The 24799-nt window shown below is 56.4% G+C and carries 22 protein-coding genes; 15 read left to right on the top strand and 7 right to left on the bottom strand.

Translation table 11 applies throughout. The annotated features are described in order from the left end of the window. Positions 1-65 precede the first annotated feature (65 nt). Positions 66-1106 (top strand): AI-2E family transporter, encoded by a 1041-nt coding sequence (locus tag ACOTX1_RS18665; RefSeq protein WP_003857467.1) that lies wholly within the window; start codon positions 66-68, stop codon positions 1104-1106. Here the strand turns inward: ACOTX1_RS18665 and ACOTX1_RS18660 are convergent. Beyond that, the gene (locus tag ACOTX1_RS18660) at positions 1103-2050 is read right to left on the bottom strand and encodes a zinc-dependent alcohol dehydrogenase family protein (protein WP_023314055.1); all 948 of its coding nucleotides are present in this window, start codon (positions 2048-2050) and stop codon (positions 1103-1105) included. The two genes, ACOTX1_RS18665 and ACOTX1_RS18660, sit on opposite strands and share 4 nt — an antisense overlap. Beyond that, positions 2043-3077, bottom strand: coding sequence for an LLM class flavin-dependent oxidoreductase (locus ACOTX1_RS18655; RefSeq protein ID WP_263522505.1), 1035 nt, complete (start codon positions 3075-3077; stop codon positions 2043-2045). The genes ACOTX1_RS18660 and ACOTX1_RS18655 overlap by 8 nt, the downstream gene beginning before the upstream one ends. A 207-nt stretch (positions 3078-3284) precedes the next feature. Here ACOTX1_RS18655 and yajD point away from each other — a divergent pair, with 207 nt between their 5' ends. The 9 genes from yajD (at position 3285) to pqqF (ending at position 11914) form a co-directional block, all read left to right on the top strand. Next, complete coding sequence (gene yajD / locus ACOTX1_RS18650) at positions 3285-3632, top strand: HNH nuclease YajD (protein ID WP_003857471.1); 348 nt, start codon at positions 3285-3287, stop codon at positions 3630-3632. A 259-nt stretch (positions 3633-3891) separates the two neighbouring features. Beyond that, positions 3892-5157, top strand: coding sequence for a Y-family DNA polymerase (locus ACOTX1_RS18645; protein WP_023314054.1), 1266 nt, complete (start codon positions 3892-3894; stop codon positions 5155-5157). A 104-nt stretch (positions 5158-5261) separates the two neighbouring features. Further along, the gene (locus ACOTX1_RS18640; RefSeq protein WP_023314053.1) at positions 5262-6281 is read left to right on the top strand and encodes a dipeptidase; all 1020 of its coding nucleotides are present in this window, start codon (positions 5262-5264) and stop codon (positions 6279-6281) included. 138 nt (positions 6282-6419) lie between these two features. Next, positions 6420-6491, top strand: coding sequence for a pyrroloquinoline quinone precursor peptide PqqA (gene pqqA, locus ACOTX1_RS18635; protein WP_002905689.1), 72 nt, complete (start codon positions 6420-6422; stop codon positions 6489-6491). A gap of 55 nt (positions 6492-6546) precedes the next feature. Continuing rightward, a complete protein-coding gene (gene pqqB / locus ACOTX1_RS18630) occupies positions 6547-7464 on the top strand; it encodes a pyrroloquinoline quinone biosynthesis protein PqqB (RefSeq protein ID WP_003857504.1) in 918 nt (305 codons plus the stop codon). Between the two features lie 2 nt (positions 7465-7466). Then, on the top strand, positions 7467-8222 hold the full coding sequence (pqqC, locus tag ACOTX1_RS18625) for a pyrroloquinoline-quinone synthase PqqC (RefSeq protein ID WP_003857506.1): 756 nt from the start codon (positions 7467-7469) through the stop codon (positions 8220-8222). 2 nt (positions 8223-8224) lie between these two features. Beyond that, a complete protein-coding gene (gene pqqD / locus ACOTX1_RS18620; RefSeq protein WP_003857508.1) occupies positions 8225-8503 on the top strand; it encodes a pyrroloquinoline quinone biosynthesis peptide chaperone PqqD in 279 nt (92 codons plus the stop codon). After that, positions 8490-9632 carry a pyrroloquinoline quinone biosynthesis protein PqqE gene (gene pqqE / locus ACOTX1_RS18615; RefSeq protein ID WP_022651046.1) on the top strand — a complete coding sequence of 381 codons (1143 nt, stop codon included), beginning with the start codon at positions 8490-8492 and terminating at the stop codon, positions 9630-9632. Before pqqD ends, pqqE begins: the two co-directional genes overlap by 14 nt. 5 nt (positions 9633-9637) lie before the next feature. Continuing rightward, positions 9638-11914, top strand: a complete 2277-nt coding sequence (pqqF, locus tag ACOTX1_RS18610; RefSeq protein ID WP_023314052.1) for a pyrroloquinoline quinone biosynthesis protein PqqF — start codon at positions 9638-9640, stop codon at positions 11912-11914. 86 nt (positions 11915-12000) lie between these two features. Here pqqF and ACOTX1_RS18605 read toward each other — a convergent pair whose 3' ends face one another. After that, the gene (locus tag ACOTX1_RS18605; protein WP_003857512.1) at positions 12001-14430 is read right to left on the bottom strand and encodes a glucose/quinate/shikimate family membrane-bound PQQ-dependent dehydrogenase; all 2430 of its coding nucleotides are present in this window, start codon (positions 14428-14430) and stop codon (positions 12001-12003) included. A 346-nt stretch (positions 14431-14776) separates the two neighbouring features. Continuing rightward, the gene (locus tag ACOTX1_RS18600; RefSeq protein ID WP_003857514.1) at positions 14777-15196 is read right to left on the bottom strand and encodes a translesion error-prone DNA polymerase V autoproteolytic subunit; all 420 of its coding nucleotides are present in this window, start codon (positions 15194-15196) and stop codon (positions 14777-14779) included. Between the two features lie 325 nt (positions 15197-15521). On the opposite strand from ACOTX1_RS18600, the gene ACOTX1_RS18595 reads away from it, so the two are divergent. After that, a complete protein-coding gene (locus ACOTX1_RS18595) occupies positions 15522-15722 on the top strand; it encodes a hypothetical protein (RefSeq protein ID WP_003857516.1) in 201 nt (66 codons plus the stop codon). Between the two features lie 46 nt (positions 15723-15768). Here the strand turns inward: ACOTX1_RS18595 and ACOTX1_RS18590 are convergent, their stop codons facing one another. Next, positions 15769-16635, bottom strand: coding sequence for an aldo/keto reductase family oxidoreductase (locus tag ACOTX1_RS18590; RefSeq protein WP_003857518.1), 867 nt, complete (start codon positions 16633-16635; stop codon positions 15769-15771). A 145-nt stretch (positions 16636-16780) separates the two neighbouring features. Here ACOTX1_RS18590 and tcp point away from each other — a divergent pair, with 145 nt between their 5' ends. Further along, positions 16781-18442: a methyl-accepting chemotaxis citrate transducer gene (tcp, locus tag ACOTX1_RS18585; RefSeq protein ID WP_023314051.1), complete on the top strand. Its 1662-nt coding sequence runs from the start codon at positions 16781-16783 to the stop codon at positions 18440-18442. Between the two features lie 32 nt (positions 18443-18474). On the opposite strand, the gene smrA is transcribed toward tcp, so the two are convergent. Together smrA and ACOTX1_RS18575 are read right to left on the bottom strand one after the other, a co-directional pair. Next, entirely contained in the window at positions 18475-19038 is a 564-nt protein-coding gene (gene smrA / locus ACOTX1_RS18580) for a DNA endonuclease SmrA (protein WP_003857522.1), read from the bottom strand. Between the two features lie 348 nt (positions 19039-19386). Beyond that, positions 19387-20292 carry a LysR family transcriptional regulator gene (locus tag ACOTX1_RS18575; RefSeq protein WP_003857524.1) on the bottom strand — a complete coding sequence of 302 codons (906 nt, stop codon included), beginning with the start codon at positions 20290-20292 and terminating at the stop codon, positions 19387-19389. Between the two features lie 175 nt (positions 20293-20467). On the opposite strand from ACOTX1_RS18575, the gene ACOTX1_RS18570 reads away from it, so the two are divergent. The 3 genes from ACOTX1_RS18570 to abgT are packed head-to-tail and all read left to right on the top strand — an operon-like array spanning position 20468 to position 24794. After that, on the top strand, positions 20468-21778 hold the full coding sequence (locus ACOTX1_RS18570; RefSeq protein ID WP_023314050.1) for a M20 family metallo-hydrolase: 1311 nt from the start codon (positions 20468-20470) through the stop codon (positions 21776-21778). After that, on the top strand, positions 21778-23223 hold the full coding sequence (locus ACOTX1_RS18565) for a M20 family metallopeptidase (protein ID WP_003857528.1): 1446 nt from the start codon (positions 21778-21780) through the stop codon (positions 23221-23223). The genes ACOTX1_RS18570 and ACOTX1_RS18565 overlap by 1 nt, the downstream gene beginning before the upstream one ends. 44 nt (positions 23224-23267) lie before the next feature. Continuing rightward, positions 23268-24794, top strand: a complete 1527-nt coding sequence (gene abgT, locus ACOTX1_RS18560; protein ID WP_022651040.1) for a p-aminobenzoyl-glutamate transporter — start codon at positions 23268-23270, stop codon at positions 24792-24794. Positions 24795-24799: the final 5 nt, after the last annotated feature.

Genomic DNA, 24799 nt, shown 5'->3' with positions numbered 1-24799 from the left:
TTTTGGTTAGTTTTTTTAATCCGCTTTCCCCTCTATTATAAATAAAAAACTGTTCAGGAACGTCCATGGCCAAACCTATTATCACCCTCAACGGGCTTAAGATCGTCATCATGCTGGGCATGCTGGTGATCATTCTGACCGGCGTTCGTTTTGCGGCCGATATCATCGTGCCTTTTATCCTGGCGCTTTTTATCGCGGTGATCCTCAATCCGCTGGTGCAGCGAATGGTGCGGCTGCGCATCCCGCGTGTGCTGGCGATAAGCCTGCTTATCAGTATTATTATCGTTGCGATGGTGCTGTTAGTCGCCTATCTGGGAACCTCCCTGAACGAGCTGGCGCGGACGCTACCGACATACCGCTCTTCCCTGGCGACCCCGCTGCTGCAAATTGAACCCTGGCTGCAACGCGCGGGTATCGAAGTCTCGGTTGAGGAACTGCTTAAATACATCGATCCGAATGCCGCCATGACGATTGTCACCAGCCTGCTGGCACAACTCTCCAACGCCATGACCTCAATTTTCCTGCTGTTCCTGACGGTTGTGTTTATGCTGCTGGAAGTTCCACAGCTGCCTGCAAAGCTCCAGCACATCATGGTGCGTCCGGTAGAGGGAATGGGCGCCATTCAGCGCGCGCTCGACAGCGTTTCACGCTATCTGGTGCTGAAAACGGCCATCAGCCTGGTGACGGGATTAGTGGTCTGGGGGATGCTCGCCGCGCTGGATGTGCGTTTTGCCTTCGTCTGGGGGCTGCTGGCCTTTGCGCTCAACTATATTCCTAACATCGGCTCCGTGCTGGCGGCGATCCCCCCTATCCTTCAGGTGCTGGTTTTCAGCGGTTTGTATGATGCCCTGATTCTGCTGGCAGGCTATCTGGTGATTAACCTTGTCTTCGGGAACATTCTTGAACCACGGATAATGGGACGCGGGCTGGGGCTTTCAACCCTTGTAGTGTTCCTGTCCCTGATTTTCTGGGGCTGGCTGCTCGGGCCTGTCGGCATGCTGCTCTCCGTTCCGCTGACAATTATTGTCAAAATTGGCCTCGAGCAGACCGCCGGTGGACAAAGTATCGCTGTACTGCTGAGCGACATGAGCCATAAGGCCGATTAATTGTCCATCGACAGCATGGGCTTGCCCGTTCTTCCCGCTTCGCGATAGTTGCCTACTGCCCGCTGCCATTCCGACAGCGGGTAGAGGGTGACATCGCTGCACTGACTGGCGCGCAGTTTAGGCCAGATGCGCCGAAACTCCGCCTGCCACGCCTCAGCGCTCAGCGCGTCCAGATAGTTACGAATGTGAAACCACGCCACGCGCGGCAACGGCCGCTGCTGCCGGAAGGTCTGCCCGGAGAGCAGCCCGTAGCAGACAAAGGTGCCGGTTTCGGGCATCACGCTCAGGATCGTCTCCGCCAGGCTGCCGCCCGTGGCGTCGTACACCACGTCTGCGCGCGCGGCGGCAGCGTTGACGGCGGCCATATCGTGTTGCGCAATCGGGACGATCCCCTTTTCAGCCAGACGTTGAGCGTGCACGGGCGAGCGATGGATCCCGTAAACCGCCTCTGCACCCGCCTGGCGTGCCCATTGCCCGAGCAGAACGGCGCAGTCAGAACCGGCAGCGGTTAGCAGCACCGTTTTCCTGACCGGAGGATAGCGGTCCAGCATCATCTGTGCGGCAAGCGGGTTGATATACGCCCGCGCGGCAAGTAGCGAGTCGACGTCGTCCGGGACGGGAACCGCATACGCCGCCGGGCAGTCGACATAGCGCTGCCAGGTTCCCTGCCCCCGTAACGGCAGGACCCGCTTGCCCAGCAGCGCCGGATAAGCGGCGGGCGTTTCGGTCACTATTCCGACCCCTTCATAACCGGCTATCGCAGGCAGCGACGTGCGATGGCGATATGCCCCGGTGATGGGAATGAGATCGGAGGCGTTCACCGGAGAAAAAAGCATGCGCACACGTATCTCTCCCGGCTGTCGCGGGGACAATGGTGTGGTTTCCGCTTGCAGTACCGATTCAGGCTCACCAAACCGGCGATACCAGAGGGCCAGATTACGCATTGCGATCGCGCCACCCCATTTCCGGTGCGACATGTTTCAGGATGGACTCGATCACATGTGCGTTGTATTCCACGCCCAGCTGATTCGGCACGGTAAGCAACAGCGTATCCGCTTCCGCGATCGCTTCATCCTTTCTCAACTGTTCAATCAGCTTGTCTGGCTCTGCGGCATAGCTGCGTCCGAAAATGGCCCGCGTTTTCTCATCCAGATAGCCCACGCTGTCGCTCTCATTGCGGCTTGAACCGAAATACATCCGGTCGCGTTCGTCCATCAGGGCAAAAATACTGCGGCTGACCGAAACGCGTGGCTGACGGGTATGCCCTGCCTCAGCCCAGGCCTGTCGGTAGGCACGGATCTGTTTTGCCTGCTGAATATGGAACGGCTCGCCGGTTTCATCATCTTTCAGCGTTGAGCTTTGCAGGTTCATCCCCAGTTTTGCCGCCCATACTGCCGTTGCATTAGAGCCAGCCCCCCACCAGATACGATCGCGTAAGCCTTCTGAATGCGGCTCCAGACGCAACAATCCCGGCGGGTTTGGGAACATCGGCTGTGGGTTAGGCTTCGCAAACCCTTCACCGCGTAATACATCAAGCAGTACCTCAGTGTGGCGGCGCGCCATATCAGATTCGGTTTCCCCTTCCTGCGGCACGTAACCAAAATAACGCCAGCCATCAATCACCTGCTCCGGGGAACCCCGGCTGATACCAAGCTGTAATCGCCCGCCGGAGATGAGATCTGCCGCGCCAGCATCTTCCGCCATATACAGCGGATTTTCATACCGCATGTCGATCACGCCCGTCCCGATTTCGATACGTTTGGTTTTCGCGCCTATTGCCGCCAGCAAGGGGAATGGCGAACTGAGCTGGCGGGCAAAGTGGTGCACACGGAAATAAGCCCCGTCCGCGCCCAGCTCTTCGGCTGCGACCGCCAGATCGATGGACTGTAGCAGCGTGTCAGCCGCGGTTCGCGTGCCGGACTGGGGTGACGGCGTCCAGTGACCAAACGACAAAAATCCAATCTTTTTCATAGTGGAGTATCCTGATAAAGCATTGCGTTATCCCTACTCTACGCATTAACGAATGAGAATAAATGGTGATTATTTAACGGAATGCTTCAAATAAACTGACAGAAATACGCAAATCGCAGGCTGCCTTCCCGCAGAGGAGGCATTCTCCTGACATCTCATAATGGGATATAGTGTGAACTATTCTCTTTTTAACAGGTAACATCAGCAATGGCTCTGATCCCCAAAAACTACGCACGGCTGGAAAGCGGCTACCGTGAAAAAGCGCTAAAAATCTACCCCTGGGTTTGTGGACGCTGCTCGCGTGAGTTTGTTTATTCAAATCTTCGTGAACTCACGGTTCACCATATCGACCACGATCACACCAATAACCCGGAAGATGGCAGTAACTGGGAGCTGTTGTGCCTGTTTTGTCACGATCACGAACACTCAAAGTACACCGAAGCGGATCAGTATGGCACCACCGTTGTCGCGGGTGAGGATGCGCAAAAAGACGTGGGTGTCGCCACGTTTAACCCCTTTGCCGATCTCAAGGCGATGATGGACAAGAAGAAGTAATATCGACGGCTTCACTGCCCATACCTGCCGTATGGGCACTTATATTCCTTAAACATTTCATTAAATACCCTTTCCGCCAGATTTGCCTCGCCGCCATTCTGGACATAACCCTCGCCCTCCTGCACCCGTACGACGTCACTCCTCGTTCCCCCTTGATCTTTGCTATCAATATACAATACTGTATATAAATACAGTATTTATTAACGGTGATCATAATGCAGTTTTTCACCCCACCTGGCGATACCAGAGCGAGCTGACCATGTTTGCACTGTGTGATGTGAACGCTTTCTATGCTTCCTGTGAAACGGTTTTTCGCCCGGACCTGAAGGGACGACCGGTGGTCGTGTTGTCCAATAACGATGGGTGCGTCATCTCTCGCTCCGCTGAAGCCAAACCCTTTGTGAAAATGGGTGAACCGTACTTCAAACAGAAAGATCGCTTCAGGCATCATGGCGTGGTTTGTTTCAGCAGTAATTATGAACTTTACGCGGATATGTCCAACCGGGTAATGAACACGCTTGAAGAGATGTCGCCTCGTAGCGAAATATACTCCATTGATGAGATCTTTTGCGATCTTACCGGGGTACGTAATTGTCGCGATCTTTCCGATTTTGGGCATGAAATGAGAGCGACCGTACTGCAACGCACCCATCTGACCGTCGGGGTGGGCATCGCACCCACAAAGACGCTGGCGAAACTGGCAAATCACGCGGCAAAACGCTGGCAGCGCCAGACGGGAGGCGTTGTTGATTTATCCAATGTGGATCGTCAGAGAAAGCTGATGGCGGCGCTACCCGTCGAAGACGTTTGGGGGGTAGGACGTCGCATAGCGAAGAAGCTTGAGATGATGGGGATTAAGACCGTCCTGCAACTGGCAGACACCGATATCCGGTTCATAAGAAAACATTTCAATGTCGTGCTGGAGAGAACGGTGCGTGAATTACGGGGCGAACCGTGTCTTGAACTGGAAGAGTTTGCCCCGGTAAAGCAAGAAATCGTCTGTTCGCGCTCGTTTGGCGAACGCATCACCGAATATGACGATGTACGCCAGGCCATCTGTAGTTATGCCGCCCGGGCAGCAGAAAAACTTCGCAATGAGCATCAGCATTGCCGCTTTATCTCCGTATTTGTTAAAACCTCGCCCTTCGCGCTTAACGAGTCATATTATGGCAATAGCGCGTCGGTAAAACTGCTTACCCCAACCCAGGATAGCCGGGATATTATCGGCGCATCAGTTCGTTGTCTGGATGCGGTCTGGAAGAACGGCCATCGGTACCAGAAAGCCGGCGTGATGCTGGGAGATTTTTATAGCCAGGGCGTCGCGCAACTTAATCTGTTTGACGACAACGCACCCAGGAAAAACAGCCAAAAGTTAATGGATGTATTAGACCATCTGAATGCTGAAAATGGCCGTGGCACGCTTTACTTCGCGGGACAGGGTATTCAGCAGCCGTGGCAGATGAAACGGGAAATGCTTTCACCCCGCTACACAACCCGCTTTGCGGATCTCCTCACTGTTAAGTGATATTAACAATTGCTGCTAAGTTGTAAATTTCTCCTTGCCGGACCGGACAAATCGGTTATCGTGCCAGGCAACTTTCACAGCAATAAAAGACAGTGGGATGCGCTATGGCGGTTTTTGATGGTCACAATGACCTGTTGCTTAATTTATGGCTTCACCATCGCCAGGATCCGGTAACGGCCTTCTTCTCCGGCATTGAAAACGGACACCTCGATTATCCGCGCATGCAGCAAGGCGGATTTTCCGGCGGGCTGTTCGCGCTGTTCGTGCCGCCGCAGGAGTATATCGCCCGCATGGCGCCACAATACGCCTGCGAGCCGTGGCAGCCGGTCGACATTCTCTGGCAGCAGCTGACGATCCTTAAGCAGCTTGTCGCCCACTCCGACGGCCGGGCGCGATTGTGCCTGAGCGCGGCGGATATCGAACGCTGCCGTCAGGATAAGGTGCTGGCGATGGTAGCGCATATTGAGGGCGCGGGCGGTTTTGACGGCGAGGGAGGCGATCTACAGGCTTTCTATGCCGCCGGGGTGCGTAGCATTGGGCCTTTCTGGAACATTGCTAACCGTTTTGGCACCGGCGTTAACGGGGTGTTTCCCGGCAGCCCGGACAGCGGCCCAGGGCTTACCGCAGAGGGTATCGCCCTCATTAAGCACGCTAACGCCCTGAACATGCTGATTGACGTTTCGCATATGAATGAAAAGGCGTTCTGGGATACCGCTCGTCATTCCTCATCACCGCTGGTCGCCACCCACTCCAACGCCCATACGCTGTGCCCGCAACCGCGCAATCTGACCGATCGGCAGCTGCTGGCTATCCGCGACAGCGGCGGCGTGGCTGGCGTCAATTTCGGCAACGCGTTTCTGCGCGCCGACGGTAAACGCGATAGCGATACCCCGCTGAGTACGATTGTTCGCCATATCGACTATCTTATTAACATCATGGGTGACGATCATGTCGCGCTGGGCTCCGATTTTGACGGTATTACGTTGCCTGATGACTTACACGATGTGAGTGGTTTACCACGGCTAATCAGCGCGTTGCGTGACAGCGGCTATGATCAATTTGTGCTGAATAAGCTGCTGTGGGGTAACTGGCAAAAGGTATTGCAAAATGTTTGGCAACAATAGGTTACGTTGTAAACATTAAGTTAATTCCTTACATCTTTCGGGTTGAGCTTTGCCCTCCTGTGACGCATTATTTGATGACCATCACAAAACTGGCACAAACAATGGCGTTGGTGCTGCATTTTTAAAGAGGAAAAAACGATGTGGAAGAAACCTGCTTTTATTGATTTACGTCTTGGCCTGGAAGTGACCCTGTACATTTCCAACCGCTAATCGCTCTGCCCGCCATCCGTGCGGGCATTTTTGTTTGACTACCTGGCCCATCTTCATGTTTATTAAAGTCCTCGGTTCCGCCGCTGGCGGTGGTTTCCCCCAGTGGAACTGTAACTGCGCAAACTGTCAGGGTTTGCGCGACGGTACCCTTCAGGCGACCCCTCGCACCCAGTCGTCGATCATCGTCAGCGATAACGGCAAAGAGTGGGTGCTGTGTAACGCCTCCCCTGATATCAGCCAGCAGATTGCCCATACGCCAGAACTGAATAAGAAAGAGGTTCTGCGCGGCACGCATATTGGCGGCATTATTCTCACCGATAGCCAGATTGACCACACCACCGGGCTGCTCAGCCTGCGCGAAGGGTGCCCACATCAGGTATGGTGTACGCCGGAGGTGCATGAAGATCTTTCCAGCGGATTCCCGATTTTTACCATGCTCCGGCACTGGAACGGCGGCCTTATTCATCACCCGATTGCGCCGCTCACCGCCTTTAGCGTGGAAGCCTGCCCTGATTTGCAGTTTACCGCTGTCCCCATCGCCAGTAACGCACCGCCCTATTCGCCGTGGCGCGACCGCCCGCTGCCGGGGCATAACGTGGCGCTGTTTATCGAAAACCGCCGCAACGGTCAGACGCTGTTCTACGCGCCGGGTCTCGGTGAACCCGATGACGCTATCCTGCCGTGGCTCAAAAAGGCGGACTGTCTGCTGATTGACGGCACCGTCTGGCAGGACGATGAACTCCAGGCCACCGGCGTCGGGCGCAATACCGGCCGCGACATGGGCCATCTGGCGCTCGGCGATGAACACGGCATGATGGCGCTGCTGGCCTCGCTGCCGGCAAAGCGCAAGATTCTGATCCACATTAATAACACCAACCCGATCCTTAACGAGCAGTCGCCGCAGCGTCACGCCCTTGCGCAGCAGGGAATAGAAGTGAGCTGGGACGGGATGAACATCACGCTTCAGGACTAACTATGCACATTCGCGAAACGCTCTCGCCGCAAGAGTTTGAGCACGCCCTTCGGGCGAAAGGCGCCTACTATCATATTCACCATCCGTACCATATCGCGATGCATAACGGCGAGGCCAGCCGCGAGCAGATCCAGGGCTGGGTGGCGAACCGGTTTTACTACCAGACGACGATCCCACTGAAAGACGCGGCAATTATGGCGAACTGCCCGGATCCGCACACGCGTCGCAAATGGGTGCAGCGGATCCTCGATCACGACGGCAGCAACGGTCATGACGGCGGTATCGAAGCCTGGCTACAGCTGGGCGAAGCCGTGGGGCTCAGCCGCGAGGACTTAATCAGCGAACGCCACGTGCTGCCCGGCGTCCGTTTCGCCGTCGACGCTTACGTTAACTTCGCCCGCCGCGCCAACTGGCAGGAGGCTGCATGCAGTTCGCTCACCGAACTGTTCGCCCCGCAAATCCATCAGTCGCGTCTCGACAGCTGGCCACAGCACTACCCGTGGATCAAAGAGGAAGGCTATTTTTATTTCCGCAGCCGCCTCAGCCAGGCCAGCCGCGACGTTGAACATGGTCTGGAGCTGGCGAAGCGTTATTGCGATAGCGCGGAAAAGCAGAATCGGATGCTGGAGATCCTTCAGTTCAAACTCGATATCCTGTGGTCGATGCTCGACGCGATGACCATGGCCTACGCGCTACAGCGTCCGCCTTATCACACGGTCACCGACAAAGCGGCCTGGCACACAACCCGACTGGTATAAGCATGCAAAAAAACTCCATCGTCGCCTTTCGTCGCGGCTATCGCCTGCAATGGGAAGCCGCTCAGGACAGCCATGTCATCCTCTATCCGGAAGGCATGGCTAAACTCAATGAGACCGCCGCCGCGATCCTCGAACTGGTCGATGGCCAACGCGACGCGGCGGCCATCATTGCCATACTCAACGAACGGTTCCCGGAAGCCGGCGGCGTGGATGACGACGTCGTAGAATTCCTGCAAATTGCTTATCAACAGAAGTGGATTATTTTCCGTGAGCCAGAATAAACCTGCCGTCAATCCACCGCTGTGGCTGCTGGCGGAGCTGACCTATCGCTGTCCGCTACAGTGTCCTTACTGCTCTAACCCGCTGGACTTCGCCCGGCAGGATCAGGAGCTGACCACTGAACAGTGGATTGAGGTTTTCCGCCAGGCGCGGGCGATGGGCAGCGTGCAGATAGGTTTTTCCGGCGGCGAACCGTTGACGCGTAAGGATCTGCCGGAGCTGATCCGCGCCGCCCGCGATCTCGGTTTTTATACCAACCTGATCACCTCGGGAATTGGCCTGACGGAAAGCAAGCTCGACGCATTCAGCGAGGCCGGTCTGGACCATATCCAGATTAGCTTCCAGGCCAGCGATGAAGTGCTCAACGCTGCGCTGGCGGGGAATAAAAAAGCCTTCCAGCAGAAGCTGGCGATGGCCAAAGCGGTTAAAGCGCGCGATTACCCGATGGTGCTGAATTTCGTCCTGCACCGGCATAATATCGATCAGATCGATAAAATCATCGAACTGTGCATCGAGCTGGACGCCGACGACGTCGAACTTGCCACCTGCCAGTTCTACGGTTGGGCGTTCCTTAATCGTCAGGGGCTTCTGCCGACGCGGGAACAGATTGCCCGCGCGGAACGCGTGGTTGCCGAATATCGGCAAAAAATGGCCGCCAGCGGCAATCTGACCAACCTGCTGTTCGTCACCCCCGATTATTACGAAGAGCGGCCAAAAGGCTGTATGGGCGGCTGGGGGTCGATTTTCCTCAGCGTGACCCCGGAAGGCACGGCGCTGCCCTGCCACAGCGCGCGCCAGCTGCCGGTGGATTTCCCGTCGGTGCTTGAGCAGAGTCTGGAATCCATCTGGTATGACTCTTTCGGCTTCAACCGCTATCGCGGGTTTGACTGGATGCCGGAGCCGTGCCGCTCCTGCGATGAAAAAGAGAAAGACTTCGGCGGCTGCCGCTGCCAGGCCTTTATGCTCACCGGGAATGCGGATAACGCCGATCCGGTGTGCAGCAAATCGCCGCATCATCATAAAATCCTCGAGGCGCGACGCGAAGCAGCCTGTAGTGATATGAAGATCGGTCAGCTTCAGTTTCGCAACCGAACCCGTTCTCAGCTTATCTATAAAACCCGGGAACTGTAACGATAATGACCATCCGCATCGTGGAACTGGCAGGCGGTTTACGCGCAACGCTGGTGCATCAGCCGCAGGCGACACGCGCGGCGGCGCTGGCGCGCGTGAGTGCCGGAAGCCATCACGAGCCACCACGCTTCGCCGGTCTTGCGCATTTGCTTGAGCACCTGCTGTTCCGCGGTAGCGAGCGCTATCGGGGCGATGATCGACTCATGGCCTGGGTCCAGCGCCAGGGCGGCAACGTCAATGCCACCACGCTGGCTCGCCACAGCGCTTTTTTCTTCGACGTTGCCGCCGATAACCTGTCCGACGGCGTCGCGCGACTGCGGGATATGTTGCAGGCGCCACTGCTTTCCCGGCAGGACATCCAGCGCGAAGTGGCGGTCATTGATGCGGAAAACCGGCTTATCCAGCAGCATGATCCCGCCCGGCGCGAAGCCGCGGCGCGCCACGCGATGGAACAACCGGAGGTTTTTCGCCGTTTTCAGGTGGGTAGCCATGATTCTCTGGGGCAAGACACGGGATCGCTGCACGCCGCGTTGCGCGGATTTCATCGCCGCTATTATGGGGCCAGACACCTGCAATTGTGGCTACAGGGACCGCAAACGCTGGATGCGTTAGCCGAGCTTGCCCATACGTTTGCGACAGGTTTTGCTTCAGGTGGCGTGCCTGAAGCCGCCCCCCCGTTACGCCTTAGCGCTGAAGCAGATTATCAGCTGGCAGTGACGGAGCGACCCGCGCTGTGGCGCTGTCCGTTGATCCGAAAAAGTGACAACGTCACCTTGCTTCGGGAATTTTTGCTGGACGAGGCCCCCGGAAGCCTGATTGACGGGCTGCGGGCGCGCGGGCTGGCAGAAGAGGTATCGCTGGACTGGCTTTATCAGGATGACGATTACGGCTGGCTGGCGCTAACGCTTGACGGCGAACGGCCCGAGGCCATAGACGCGCAAATCACGCGCTGGCTGCGGGCCCTACAGCAAACGACGCAAGAGCAACAGCGGCATTATTATCGGCTGGCACAGCAGCGCTTTAGCGCCCTGTCGGCCCTTGACCAGCTTCGCCAGCGGGCGTTTGGTTTTGCGCCCGGCGCGGCGCCGGTTGATTTTTCCGCCTTCTGTGCCGACTTACTGGCGGCGCCCACCTCATATCTGGCCTGCAAAAAAATGGAAGCCGCCGGGACAATTTCCAGCCAGGGATTTGCCCTGCCGCTTAGCCACTGGCGTCGCCAGCCGGTTGCGGATGAGAGCCCCATCGCGTTTTCCTTCTACCCGCAGGCTGCCCAATATTCTGCCCCAGCCCTGACGCCAGAAGCCGTTCCGCTGCTGCATTTACCGGCGCAGGCACAACCGCCGACGTTGATCCTCCGCAAGCCTTTTTATTCGCGCGTAAGCGAGTCACAGGGGGTGGCGATCGGCAAACAATTACGCCCTCTTCTGGCTGAAATGCGCCATATTGGCGGCAGCGGCGAGTGGCAAACGGTTGACGGTAGCTGGCAGCTAACCCTGCGGCTTCCTGACGCCGTGGTGATGGCGGAACCCATCATCGGGGCGATAATCGATCGCCTCTCCCGACCCACACCGGCTATTACGCCTGCGCCAGATGGCATTGCGATCCGTCAGTTGCTTAAGCAATTGCCTGAACGACTGGCATCGGAACCGTCACGGAATGGCTGGCTGGCGGCGTTAGCTGGCGGCAGCGCCGGACACGCGCACGGGTTAGCCCGGCAGCTTGGCCTGCTCCGGGCGCCGGTTAACGCTAAGCCGTTGCCGTTAAGCGATTGTCCCGGCGGGGTCGAACACATTCCGCACGCCAGCGAGGATTCGGCGCTGCTGGTGTTTATTCCCCTGCCGCCGGGTGCGTCGCTCGCCGCGCTGCGGCTGCTGGCGTTATGCTGCGAACCGCGATTTTTCCAGCGCCTGCGCGTGGAACAGCAGATTGGCTACGTGGTCAGCTGTCGTTATCAGCGTATTGCCGATCGCGATGGCCTGCTGCTGGCGTTACAGTCGCCTGATCGTTCTCCCGTGAACCTGTTGGGTTGCTGCAAACGATTTTTGCGAGAGCTGACGCTGTGCGATGAATCCGAGTTCAGCCTATTGCGACAGCAGCTGGCGACGCAGATCCGCTCACCGATGGATGCCAGCGCCACGGCAGTGGCCGCCCTGCGCCAGCGCTATGGTTTGCCGGTGTTAACGCCGCAGGCTATTGATGCCCTGCAACCTGACGAGATAGTCGCGCTATGGCGCGAGATGACTCGCCGTCGCCGACGCTGGCGGGTGCTTTTCACGGGCTGACCGGAACCGCAGCTTTCTTCCTGTGCGTGGTTTTCAGTCAAAAAAAAGCCCCGTACTACGACGGGGCCAGGCTGTTTATTTCGCTGTTATTTATCCAGCGCGTAGGCAATCACGTAGTCACCACGATCCGGCGACTGGCGTGCACCGCCAGCAGAGATCAGAATGTACTGTTTGCCGGTTTTCGGTGATACATAGCTGATAGGTCCGCCCTGGCTACCCACCGGGAGACGCGCTTTCCACACTTCTTCCCCCGTAGAGGAATCAAAGGCGCGCAGGTAGTAATCCTGGGTTCCCGCAATGAAGACCAGACCGCCCTGCGTGGCCAGCGTACCGCCCAGCGTCGGCATACCGACAGGCATCTGCATACGCATTTTTACCCCAAACGGACCGGTATCCTGAACGGTACCGACCGGCACCTGCCAGACGATTTTCTGTGTTTTCAGGTCAATCGCAGAGAGAGAGCCAAACGGTGGTTTCTGGCACGGAATACCCAGCGGTGACATGAAACGGTTTTTGTTGACCGAATACGGCGTTCCTTTCATCGGAACAGCGCCCATACCGGCGTTCACGGCTTCACCGCCCGTGTTTGCCACTGCGCTTTGCGGATCTTGTTTAATCAGCTGGACCCACAGACCCAGACGCATGTCGTTGACGAAGATGTACTGGTTGTTCGGATCCGTGGACAGACTACCCCAGTTCATTCCCCCCAGCGAGCCCGGGAAGCTCAGGGAAATATCGGTTCCCGGCATCGTGTACAGACCGTCATAACGCATTGATTTGAAGCTGATACGACAGGCCAGCTGGTCAAACGGCGTCGCCCCCCACATATCCGATTCTTTCAGGGTTTCCGCGCCAATCTGCGGCATCCCCACAGAGCGCGGCTGCGTTGCCGGGTACTGTTCACGTGGAATATCCGCTGGTTTTACCGGAACCTCTTTCACTTCAGTGAGCGGTTTACCCGTCAGGCGATCAAGAACATAAATTTGCCCCGCTTTGGTGCCCACCACCACCGCGGGCTTGTTGCCCTCTTTTGTCGGGAAATCAACCAGGCTCGGCTGCATCGGGATATCGAAATCCCAGAGGTCGTTATGCACGGTCTGGTATACCCACTTCTCTTTCCCGGTAGTCGCATCCAGCGCGAGGATTGAGGTGGCGTATTTATGATCTTCCGGAATACGGTCAGCGCCCCACAGGTCGACGGAGGAACTCCCCATCGGGATAAACACGGTATTCATCGACGCATCCCAGGACATAGGGGCCCAGGAGTTTGCAGAGCTACGTTTGTAGTGTTCGCCCGGCTTCAGAACATAGTTCGGATCCGGATTACGCGGGTCGAACGCCCAGCGCAGCTGGCCGGTGATCACGTCATAACCACGTATAACGCCTCCCGGCATATCGGTGCTGACGTTATCCGCAACGCGGCCACCAACGACAACCGTCGTACCCGCCAGCGTCGGGGCCGACGTCAGCACGTAGGTGGGATCTGACGCGTCGCCCATCCCTTCATGCAGGTTAACGCTGCCGTTAGTACCGAAGTCCGGGCAGAATTTGCCGTTATCGGCGTCTAACGCGATCAGCTTACCGTCAATAGTATTCATCAGGATACGGCGCTGGCATGCAGCGCCCGGTGCGACCTGCGCTGGCAGAACCGGCGTGGAGCCCGCTACCGTTGGCTGTGCCAGCGGTTTGGTGGCATCAAAGTATGCCAGGCCACGGCAGCGCATCCAGATTGCAGATTTGGCGTTGATTTCCGCTTTCCAGATCTCTTTCCCACTATCGGCATCCACGGCGATCACGTTGTTATGCGGCGTACAGAGGAAGACACGATCGCCAACCTGTAGCGGCGTTTGCTGATCTTCTGCGCCATTGCCGTCCGGACTTTCCGGTACGTCACCGGTATGGTAGGTCCAGACCGGTTTCAGGTTTTTCACGTTGTCACGGGTTATCTGGTCCAGCGCCACAAAGCGACTACCGCCGGCCGTATTACCGTAGTGATCCCAGTTCTGCTGTTTCGCATCATCTTTTACCGGTACCAGCGGACGTTTTTCACCGCTAAACGGCACGGTCGGATGGGGTTGAAACATCTGAACAAAGGTGACGCCCATGGCGATAATAAGGACCGCGCAGACCCCCAGGGCCCCTTTTGCGCAGGACGGTTTTCCTTCACGTTTACGCAATGCAGGCCAGGTGGCAGCTGCCAGCACCATCAGCCCGGCGGGTACCATTAAACGGGAAACCAGCGGCCAGAAGTCGAGCCCGGCATCGAAAAATGCCCAAATCAGGGTGCCAAGAAACACCAGGGCAAACAGCCCCACGGCAGAGGACTTGCGGCGGAAGAACTGAATCGCAGAGAGCAGAGTGATAACCCCGGCGATGAGAAAATACCAACTCCCCCCCAGGGAAACCAGTTTAAAACCGCCGATAGCAAAAAAGAGCCCCGTTACAAGAAGTATCACACCCACCAGCAGGCACCACGGGCCTAACCAGCCGGATGAGCGGGGATTATTGTCTGACATAAAAATGAATCTCCTGATTACTTTATAACAGCAGGGTTTTATTGACTGCCACGATGCTAAAACCCTGCGTAACATCAATTGTTCGTGTGCGAATCATAAATTAAAATTATAATGTAGACAAAATGTATTCTGTCGGAAGAAAAGAAAACTCACTAAAGTGCAGGAACATAACAAAATAAAAAAATGGGATATCACTCTGTAATTCGCCAATACCGGAATATTTGACCAGTAAGTTCCGGCTTATGCGATGAATATCAGGTTTGCCGACAAGACAGCCCAGGTGCCGTAAGATTTTTGCATGATGAGAATTAACTTATTGCCTATTATTTAAGCTTCACAAACACGATCAGCTCGCGGATTTCACGATATACGTCACTACACCAAAGATATCGAGCGTATCGTCGCTGCCGACAATAATCGGTGAATAGGCGCTGTTCATGGGGTTGAGTTGAATATTGGGACGCAGCTGGAGGCGCTTCACGGTAAATTCGCCCTCTACCGCCGCAATCACGATATCGCCATGCTCAGGCTTGCGGGAACTGTCCACCACCAGCAAATCACCGTTATTGATCCCCCCTTCTATCATCGAGTCACCGGCGGCTTTGACAAAGTAAGTGGAGCTGGGATGGGCGACTAATAACTCGTTTAAATCGATACGCCGCTCTACATAATCCGCTGCCGGGCTGGGGAAGCCGCACTGTACTAAGTCGCTGAAAAGTGGAATAGCAACGATTTCACGCAACTCTGCGGGTCTGAAAAAGATCATGATAAACACCTCCATACTGTTTTTATATACAGTAGTTTTAACTGAGGTATCGATCAAGCCATGTCAGCGTAAGCGGCTGGCTACGCCTTAACCGCTTCGCTTATAACCCCCTATAGCAATGAAGATTATTTGTTTTGTAAATTTTTACGCACAGACAAGCGTAACGCGTCATAAAACATCACTACGCAATGACTTTCACATGACTATAAAAAGAAAACAAAGTAACAACAAGTCACTCCACATACACTATACGTTGACTTTATATTTAGACTAGCGCATATTTTACAGCACAAATTAACAAGACAATTTTTGGAGGACGTTTTCTATGCCCGCCCGTGATTATCCCGATAAGCGTGTTGCTCGCGGTGTCGCAAAGGAGGCCGAACTCAGGATGTTAAGTGCGCGCATCGATCCTGCGCTGATGGAGTACATCCGCATTACTGCGTATGAAACACGGAAAAGTAAGCAGGAAATCGTGGCAGAAGCGTTAGCGCTTCACCGCCAAAGAAGTCAGATTGGATCATAAACAGCAAAAACCCGAAAAATCCTCCGGGCTTTTGCTGGTATCGGGATTACCCCACCAGAGAATTTAATGTCTCCAGCGCCTCAGGCGGCAATACCAGATCGGCTGCCGCCAGGTTTTCACGCAGATGCGCCACCGATGAGGTTCCCGGGATCAAGAGGATATTTGGCGAGCGCTGCAGCAGCCATGCCAGCGCCACCTGCATCGGCGTCGCGCCCAGTGAATCCGCCACCGCCTGTAGTCCGGAAGATTGCAGTGGCGTGAAACCACCCAGCGGGAAGAACGGCACCCAGGCAATCCCCTGCTGCGCCAGCGAATCAACCAGCGCATCGTCACCGCGATTCACAACGTTGTACATGTTCTGTACGCACACCACGGAAACCATCTTCTGCGCTTCAGCAACCTGCGAAGCGGTGACGTTGCTCAGCCCAATATGACGAACCAGCCCCTGCTGTTGCAGCTCCGCAAGGGTGCTCAGCGGCGCGGCAATCGAGCCTTCCGCCGGTCCGTGGGCGCTAAACATGATCCGCAGGTTAACCACGTCCAGCACATCCCGCTTCAGGTTACGCAGGTTATCATGCACCGCCTGCGTCAGCTCCTGCGCGGAAAACGCCGGCAGCCAGGAGGCATCCTCGCCGCGTCGGGCTCCGATCTTGGTCACAATCGTAAGGTCGTCCCGGTACGGATGAAGCGCCTCGCAGATAAGCTGGTTGGTCACATGAGGTCCGTAAAAATCGCTGGTATCAATGTGATTCACACCCAACGCCACCGCTTCACGCAGCACTGCCAGCGCCGCATTTTTATCTTTTGGCGGACCAAAAACGCCAGGCCCGGCAAGCTGCATCGCGCCATAGCCAAATCGTTTAACCGTACGCGTTCCGAGCGTGAACGTTCCGCTTTTATCTATGCTGCTCATGCTGACCTTCCTCATAAAAAATGATCCGGATTTACAACAGGTTCCGCAACGAAACCATTAGTTAAGCAATAGTAAAATTAAAGTTTAAATTCGCTACGACGATAGTATTGATGTAACCCTGCCTCTTCTCTTACGGATGACCGCCATGCTGAAAAATCTGCACGTGATTACCGGTATTATCTTTGCCCTCACCATATTCTGTCTGCTGCAAGTTGTCACGGGAGGGTTGTTCTACTCTGCCGTTAACAACGATCGTCACAACTTTCAGAACTCCGGGTTACTCAATGCCCAACAGGAAAGCCTGAGCGACAGCGTTAACACGCTGGTGAAAACGCGCGTTACCGTTACCCGCGTGGCGATCCGCTACCTGAAAAACCAGCGCGATCCGGCCTCTCTCGCGGCGATCAACACGCTGCTGGGCACCGCCAACGGTTCGCTGGCCAAAGCCGAAGACTATTACAAAAACTGGCTGGTTATTCCGCAGGTGAAGGGCCAGAATGCCGCGCTCACCGAAGAGATGCAGAAAGCCTGGAAGCAAATGCACGAGGTGATGCGCTTGTCCATTGAGTATCTGCGCGCAGATAACTATCAGGCCTATGGCGACCTGGACGCCCAGCAGGCGCAGGATGAGATGGAGGCGGTCTATACCCGCTGGCGCGCTGAAAACAACGTTCTGCTGAAAGCCGCCGCCGAAGAGAACCAGAGCAGCTTTACCCAGATGCAGTGGACGCTGGCGGCGATCTTCCTGACCGTGATCGCCGTGCTGGTGGTGATCTGGCAGGGTTTACAGCACCTGCTCCTGAAACCGCTCAACGCCATCATGAACCATATTCGCACCATCGCGAGCGGCGATCTGACGCAAAATGTCGCGATTACCGGGCGCAACGAGATGGGCCAGCTGGCTGCTGGTCTGCACGAGATGCAGCAGTCGCTGGTGAGCACCGTCAGCGCCGTGCGCGGCAGCACAGATTCTATCTACACGGGCGCAGGAGAAATTGCCGCCGGAAGTAACGACCTTTCCGCCCGAACCGAGCAGCAGGCAGCCTCGCTGGAAGAGACCGCCGCCAGCATGGAAGAGCTGACTGCCACGGTGAAACAGAACTCGGATAACGCCCGCCAGGCGACGCTGCTGGCGAAGAATGCGTCTGAAACCGCCGCACGCGGCGGTCAGGTGGTGGATAACGTGGTGCGTACCATGAATGACATTGCCGACAGTTCTCAGCAAATTGCGCATATCACCGGCGTTATCGATAGCATTGCATTCCAGACCAATATTCTCGCGCTCAACGCGGCGGTTGAAGCCGCCCGTGCCGGGGAACAAGGTCGCGGCTTTGCGGTCGTGGCAGGTGAAGTACGGACGCTGGCCAGCCGCAGCGCGCAGGCGGCAAAAGAGATCAAAGGGCTTATCGAGAACTCTGTCAGCCGGGTGAATACCGGCTCGGAACAGGTGAGCGAGGCGGGTGCGACCATGAAAGAGATCGTCGCGGCCGTGACGCGCGTAACCGATATTATGGCTGAGATTTCCTCGGCGTCTGACGAGCAGAGCCGCGGTATAGAGCAGGTCAGCCTGGCAGTCTCGCAGATGGACAGCGTCACGCAGCAAAACGCCGCGCTGGTACAGGAGTCGGCAACGGCGGCGGCGGCGCTGGAAGATCAGTCTGAACAGCTGCGTCAGGCCGTGGCGGCATTCCGGCTGAACGCTCAGGCATCGCCGGCGGCTCGCCCTAAAAACGTGAAAACGCCCGTACTGCTGCGCCCGTCAGCGGCAGGCGCGAATACAGCTGACGCGAACTGGGAAACCTTCTGAGTGACAGGCGGGCATATCGCCCGCCTGCCTGATTAGCGGCTGCGCTTGGCGTGGCGTTCCCAGTTATCTCGCTTCGCATCCTCTGATTTACGCAACGAGACATAGCATGCTCCGCTGCCGCCGTGATGCGGCTGCGCTTCGCAAAAGGCCTGTACTTCGTCGAACTCGGTCAACCAGCGCGCAAGATAGCTGCGCACTACGTTAGGGTGCGACTGCTGTTCACGCCCTTTACCATGCACGATGATCAGGTTGCGTAGCCCGTCACGTCCGGCCTGGCGAATAAAGGAATAGACCAGCTGGCGGCATTGCTCCGCAGGCTGGCGTAACAGCGTTAAGCTGGCCTGACGGGAATATTTGCCGGAACGCAGCTTATCAAATACCCCCTGCTGTACCCCTTCACGCTGGAACATCAGCGGCTCGTCAAGGGGCAACAGTTCCAGAAACCCCAGCGTCAGAAAGTTATCGAGCTGCTCAGTATCTATTTCCTGACGCGCCCGCGTGTTGCGGCTCTGCTGCCAGTGAATATCCGCGCAGCGTTTGAGCGGCTGGACATCCTCCATGGCGTCAAGAAAAAGTGATTTGTCGTCAGGGTTCATGGAAATCCTCCGGCTACATCTGAGTGATGTACTATACCTGCGCCCGTTGCGGGTCTCAATCACCCGGGCACGGGTACAAATAATGGCTTAAGGAACAGATAATCGCAGACGCAATAAATTTAATCTAACCTTAACTTAAATTTCAGCCGTAATTAATTAAATAAATACGTTAAAAAATCGTGAAATCAATCACTCAACGTCCTTCTCTTTTAAGAAAAAGCTGTTATAACTTAATAAACCTGCCCAATGGATAATGCATGTAGGATCCGCGAAAGGATGCACGACTGTGTGTTCTGTGGAGTCTGTCTGATGTCGGGCAGACTCTATTTTTTATTGTTGTTATTTTTATTAAATTAATTTCCTGGCCTCTCTTCGAAACTGCGTGATTAATGATTCGGCAAGCGGTGTCTGGCGAGAATCACGACGCTGAATTAAATAATATGCCGCTTTAGGCAGGGTTTCGACAACCGGCAGCATTATCAGACGGTGCGCCAGAAGCGGATCGCAGCCCAGCTCTTGCGGTAAAATGCTGATGAAATCGCTTTGTGCGACGAGGCTAATACAGGAGGAAAAGGTCTCACAGACAACGCCAATTCGCGGTATTTGAGAGCGATGGTTAAAAGTATCCTGTAACTGCTTATAATAACTTCCCCGGGGCGTAGGCATCGTCCAGTTATATTGCAGAAGCTCATTAATTGAGGTCGCCCCTGTCGCCGGATGTCCTGCCCGACAAAATACGGCAAAAGGCTTTTCGAACAGCTTTTCAAACGTAAATTCGTGATCGTACGGCCCCTGATAATAGGTATTGATGGTAAAGTCCAGCTCACCCTGACGTAATTCATTAATCATCGACACCAGCTGGCCTTCCATAATCCGGACGTTGACCTGAGGATGCTGCGCATGAAAACGCGTAATGACGGCTGGCATCAGGCTGCGTGAAATGCTGGCTCCCATCCCAATATTGATCTGTCCGGCAAGCTCGCCCTGTCGCTGGCGGATGTCATCCTGCGCTGCACGCAGCTCTTCCAGAATCAAATTAGCGCGGTGATAAAACCCTTCCCCGCACTCGGTCAGCGCGACGCCTTTACTCCGGCGCACAAATAGCTGGGCCGCCATACCCTCCTCCAGCTCTTTAATGGATTTGGTCAGCGCGGGCTGCGAAAGATTAAGCGTCCGGCTGGCGCCGCGAATGCTGCCCTGACGCGCCACCTCGACAAACGCCCTGATTTGATGAAATTTAATCTGAAATGACATAACGAGACCGATAACCGTTGTTTATCAGAGTAAAGAAACTGTCATCTACTTTAATGGAAACGGATGTGCGAGGGTAATTCCTGAACGGTTAAAACTGTGAAAAAACGATTAGTGATAAGTAAAAACTATCACAGCGTGAAGCAGTTCACATATTTTAATGATGACAGGAAAAGATATGAACGCACTGGCGCAGTACATCCAGACATTAGCCCCACAACTGAGCGCATGGCGTCGCGATTTCCACCATTTCGCGGAATCCGGTTGGGTGGAGTTTCGCACTGCGGCAAAAGTGGCGGAGATCCTCGCCTCACTGGGTTACGAGCTGGCGATGGGTCGCGACGTGGTCGACGCCGAAAGCCGTATGGGACTGCCCGATGACGCCACCCTTTCGCGAGAGTTTGCCCGCGCCCGGGCGCAGGGCGCGCCGGAGAAATGGCTGGCGCCGTTTGAGGGCGGGTTCACCGGCATTGTCGCGACCCTGAATACCGGCCGCCCGGGCCCAACCCTGGCGTTTCGCGTGGACATGGACGCCCTTGATTTAAGCGAAGCGCTCGACGACAGCCATCGCCCGTTCCGCGACGGGTTTGCCTCCTGCAATCCGGGAATGATGCACGCCTGTGGCCACGACGGGCATACCACCATTGGTCTGGGGCTCGCGCAGGTGCTTAAGCAGTATGAAGCGCAGCTCAACGGCACCATCAAACTGATCTTCCAGCCTGCCGAAGAGGGTACGCGCGGCGCGCGCGCTATGGTCGCCGCAGGCGCGCTGGACGGCGTAGACTACTTTACCGCCATTCATATCGGAACCGGCGTTCCGGAAGGGACGGTGATCTGCGGCAGCGATAACTTCATGGCGACCACCAAATTTGACGTGCGCTTTACCGGAGTCGCCGCACACGCTGGCGGTAAACCGGAAGAGGGCCGTAACGCCCTGCTTGCTGCTGCCCAGGCCGCTATCGCGCTGCATGGCATCGCGCCACACAGCGAAGGCGCGTCCCGGGTTAACGTCGGGGTCATGCAGGCGGGCAGCGGACGCAACGTGGTTCCGGCTGATGCGTTACTTAAGGTTGAAACCCGCGGCGAAAGCGAGGCCATTAATCAGTATGTCTTTGATCGCGCGCAGGCGGTAATTACCGGCGCGGCGGCGCTCTATGGCGTAACAGCCGGGATAAACCTGATGGGGGCGGCGACCTCCAGCGTCCCTTCCCCGGCCTGGGTCGATTATCTGCGCGAGCAGGCAAGCCAGGTGCCCGGTGTGACTCATGCCATTAATAAGGTCAAAGCGCCTGCGGGCTCCGAAGACGCCACGCTAATGATGGCCCGCGTGCAGCAGAACGGCGGCATGGCCTCGTATATGGTTTTCGGCACCCAGCTGAGCGCCGGACATCACAACGAAAAATTCGATTTTGATGAGCAGGTGATGAACGTTGCCATCGAAACGCTGGCGCGAACTGCGCTTAATTTCCCGTGGACGCGAGGTGTGTAATGCAGGAGAACTACGCTTTTATCGCTGATGCCATCGACACGCGATGTCAGACGTTTACCGATATTGCCGATGACATCTGGGATCATCCCGAAACGCGCTTTGAAGAGTTCTGGTCCGCCGAACGCCTCGCCAGCGCGCTGGAAGCCGAGGGCTTTACCCTGACGCGGGAAGCCGGAGGCATTCCCAACGCCTTTATTGCCAGCTACGGCAGCGGCAAGCCCGTTATCGCCCTTCTGGGCGAATACGATGCCCTGGCCGGGCTAAGCCAGCAGGCACACTGCGCGACGGCGCAATCCGCCACCCCGGGGGCGAACGGCCACGGCTGCGGGCATAACCTCTTAGGCACGGCTGCCTTTGCCGGGGCGGTGGCGGTGAAAAGCTGGCTGGAACAGCACGGCGGCAGCGGAACGGTGCGTTTTTACGGCTGTCCCGGCGAGGAAGGCGGCTCCGGTAAAACCTTTATGGTGCGTGAAGGATTATTTGACGACGTGGACGCTGCCGTGACATGGCACCCGGAAGCCTTTGCCGGGATGTTTAACGTCAGCACGCTGGCCAATATTCAGGCCGCCTGGCGGTTTAAGGGGATCGCCGCCCATGCCGCTAACTCCCCACATCTGGGACGCAGCGCGCTGGATGCCGTGACGTTGATGACCACCGGCACAAACTTCCTCAACGAACACATCATTGAAAAAGCGCGCGTTCATTACGCCATCACCGATACCGGCGGAATTTCGCCTAACGTGGTGCAGGCCCAGGCCGAGGTGCTGTACCTGATCCGCGCCCCGGAGATGGCCGATGCGCAGCAGATCTACGCGCGCATCGAGAAAATCGCCCAGGGCGCGGCGATGATGACCGAAACCACCGTCGAGTGCCGCTTTGATAAAGCCTGCTCCAGCTATCTGCCGAACCGAACGCTCGAAGCGGCGATGTACCGCGCATTGCAGCATTACGGCACGCCGGCCTGGACGGAAGAGGAACGCGAATTTGCCCGTAAAATCCGCGCTACGCTCACGGCAAACGACCTGCAAAACAGCCTGAAAAACATTGCCGCAACGGGGGCCGAAGAGGGAAAAGCGTTTGCCCGACGCCATCAGGAGACGTTGCTGGTGGATGAAGTTGCCCCTTATGCCATCACCGATAACGTGCTGGCAGGCTCCACCGATGTGGGGGATGTCAGCTGGAAGATGCCTGTCGCACAGTGCTTTAGCCCCTGTTTTACCGTGGGCACCCCGCTGCATACCTGGCAATTAGTGGCGCAGGGGCGTACCTCTATTGCCCATAAAGGCATGTTGCTGGCCGGAAAAGTGATGGGCGCGACCGCGCTGCATCTGCTTCAGGATGCCGACCTGTTGCGAAAATGCCGGGAAGAGTTCGAACAACACATAACAGAAAAACCGTACGAGTGTCCGATCCCGCAGGGCGTGACACCGTCACCTTTAAAATAAAAAAACACAACACAACAACACAACAACAGTCCCGAGGAACGCCCATGAGTATGTCTTCCATACCTTCGCATTCCCCATCCGGTAAGCTCTATGGCTGGGTTGAAAGGATCGGCAATAAAGTGCCGCACCCTTTCCTGCTTTTTATCTATTTAATTGTCATCCTGATGGTCGCGACGGCCGTGCTGTCCGCCTTTGAGGTGAGCGTGCGCAGCCCGGCCGACGGCAGCATGGTGGCAGTGAAAAACCTGCTCAGCGTTGAAGGGTTGCACTGGTTTTTGCCGAACGTGATTAAAAACTTCAGCGGTTTTGCGCCGCTGGGCGCCATCCTGGCGCTGGTGTTAGGCGCGGGACTGGCCGAGCGCGTGGGTCTCCTGCCCGCGCTGATGGTCAAAATGGCCTCGCACGTCAGCGCGCGTTATGCCAGCTATATGGTGCTGTTTATTGCCTTCTTCAGCCATATCTCGTCCGACGCGGCACTGGTGATCATGCCGCCGATGGGGGCGCTGATTTTCCTCGCCGTTGGTCGTCATCCTGTTGCGGGCCTGCTGTCGGCGATTGCGGGCGTCGGCTGTGGGTTTACCGCTAACCTGCTTATCGTGACCACCGATGTGCTGCTCTCCGGCATCAGCACAGAGGCAGCCAGCACCATCGATGCGACCATGCACGTCAGCGTGATCGACAACTGGTACTTTATGGCCAGTTCAGTGATTGTCCTGACGATTGTCGGGGGTCTGATTACCGATAAAATCATTGAGCCGCGCCTGGGTAAATGGGAAGGCCGGAGCGATGAAAAGCTGGAGACGCTGAGCAAAGAGCAGCAGTTCGGCCTGCGCGTAGCCGGGATCGTCTCGCTGGCGTTCATTGCGGTGGTGGCGCTGATGGTGGTACCGGAAAATGGCGTGCTGCGCGATCCGATCAAACACACCGTACTGCCCTCGCCGTTTATTCAGGGCATTGTGCCGCTGATAATTCTCTTCTTCTTCGTCGTTTCGCTCGCGTACGGCATCGCCACCGGCAAAATCCGCCGTCAGGGAGATCTGCCGCACCTGATGATCGAGCCGATGAAGGAGATGGCGGGTTTTATCGTGATGGTGTTCCCGCTGGCGCAGTTTGTCGCCATGTTTAACTGGAGCAACATGGGCAAGTTTATGGCCGTGAGCCTGACGGACGCGCTGGAGGCGGCGGGGTTGAGCGGTGTTCCGGCGTTTGTCGGCCTGGCGCTGCTGTCGTCCCTGCTGTGCATGTTTATTGCCAGCGGGTCGGCCATCTGGTCGATTCTGGCGCCCATCTTTGTCCCCATGTTTATGATGCTCGGCTTCCATCCGGCGTTCGCCCAGATCCTGTTCCGTGTCGCCGATTCCTCGGTGATCCCGCTGGCGCCCGTGTCACCCTTCGTTCCGCTGTTTTTAGGCTTCCTGCAACGCTACAGACCGGAGGCTAAGCTGGGTACCTACTATTCGCTGGTTCTGCCCTATCCGCTTATCTTCTTAGGGGTATGGCTGGTGATGCTGGTGGCGTGGTATCTTGTCGGCCTGCCGATTGGACCGGGTGTTTACCCGAGGCTGAACTAAGGAGT

Source organism: Enterobacter cloacae complex sp. IR5401, assembly GCF_049238425.1.
In the GTDB taxonomy this organism is placed as follows: Bacteria; Pseudomonadota; Gammaproteobacteria; order Enterobacterales; family Enterobacteriaceae; genus Enterobacter; species Enterobacter hormaechei_C.
Note: the sequence above shows the minus strand (reverse complement) of the source record. Positions and strands in the feature narration are given on the sequence as shown.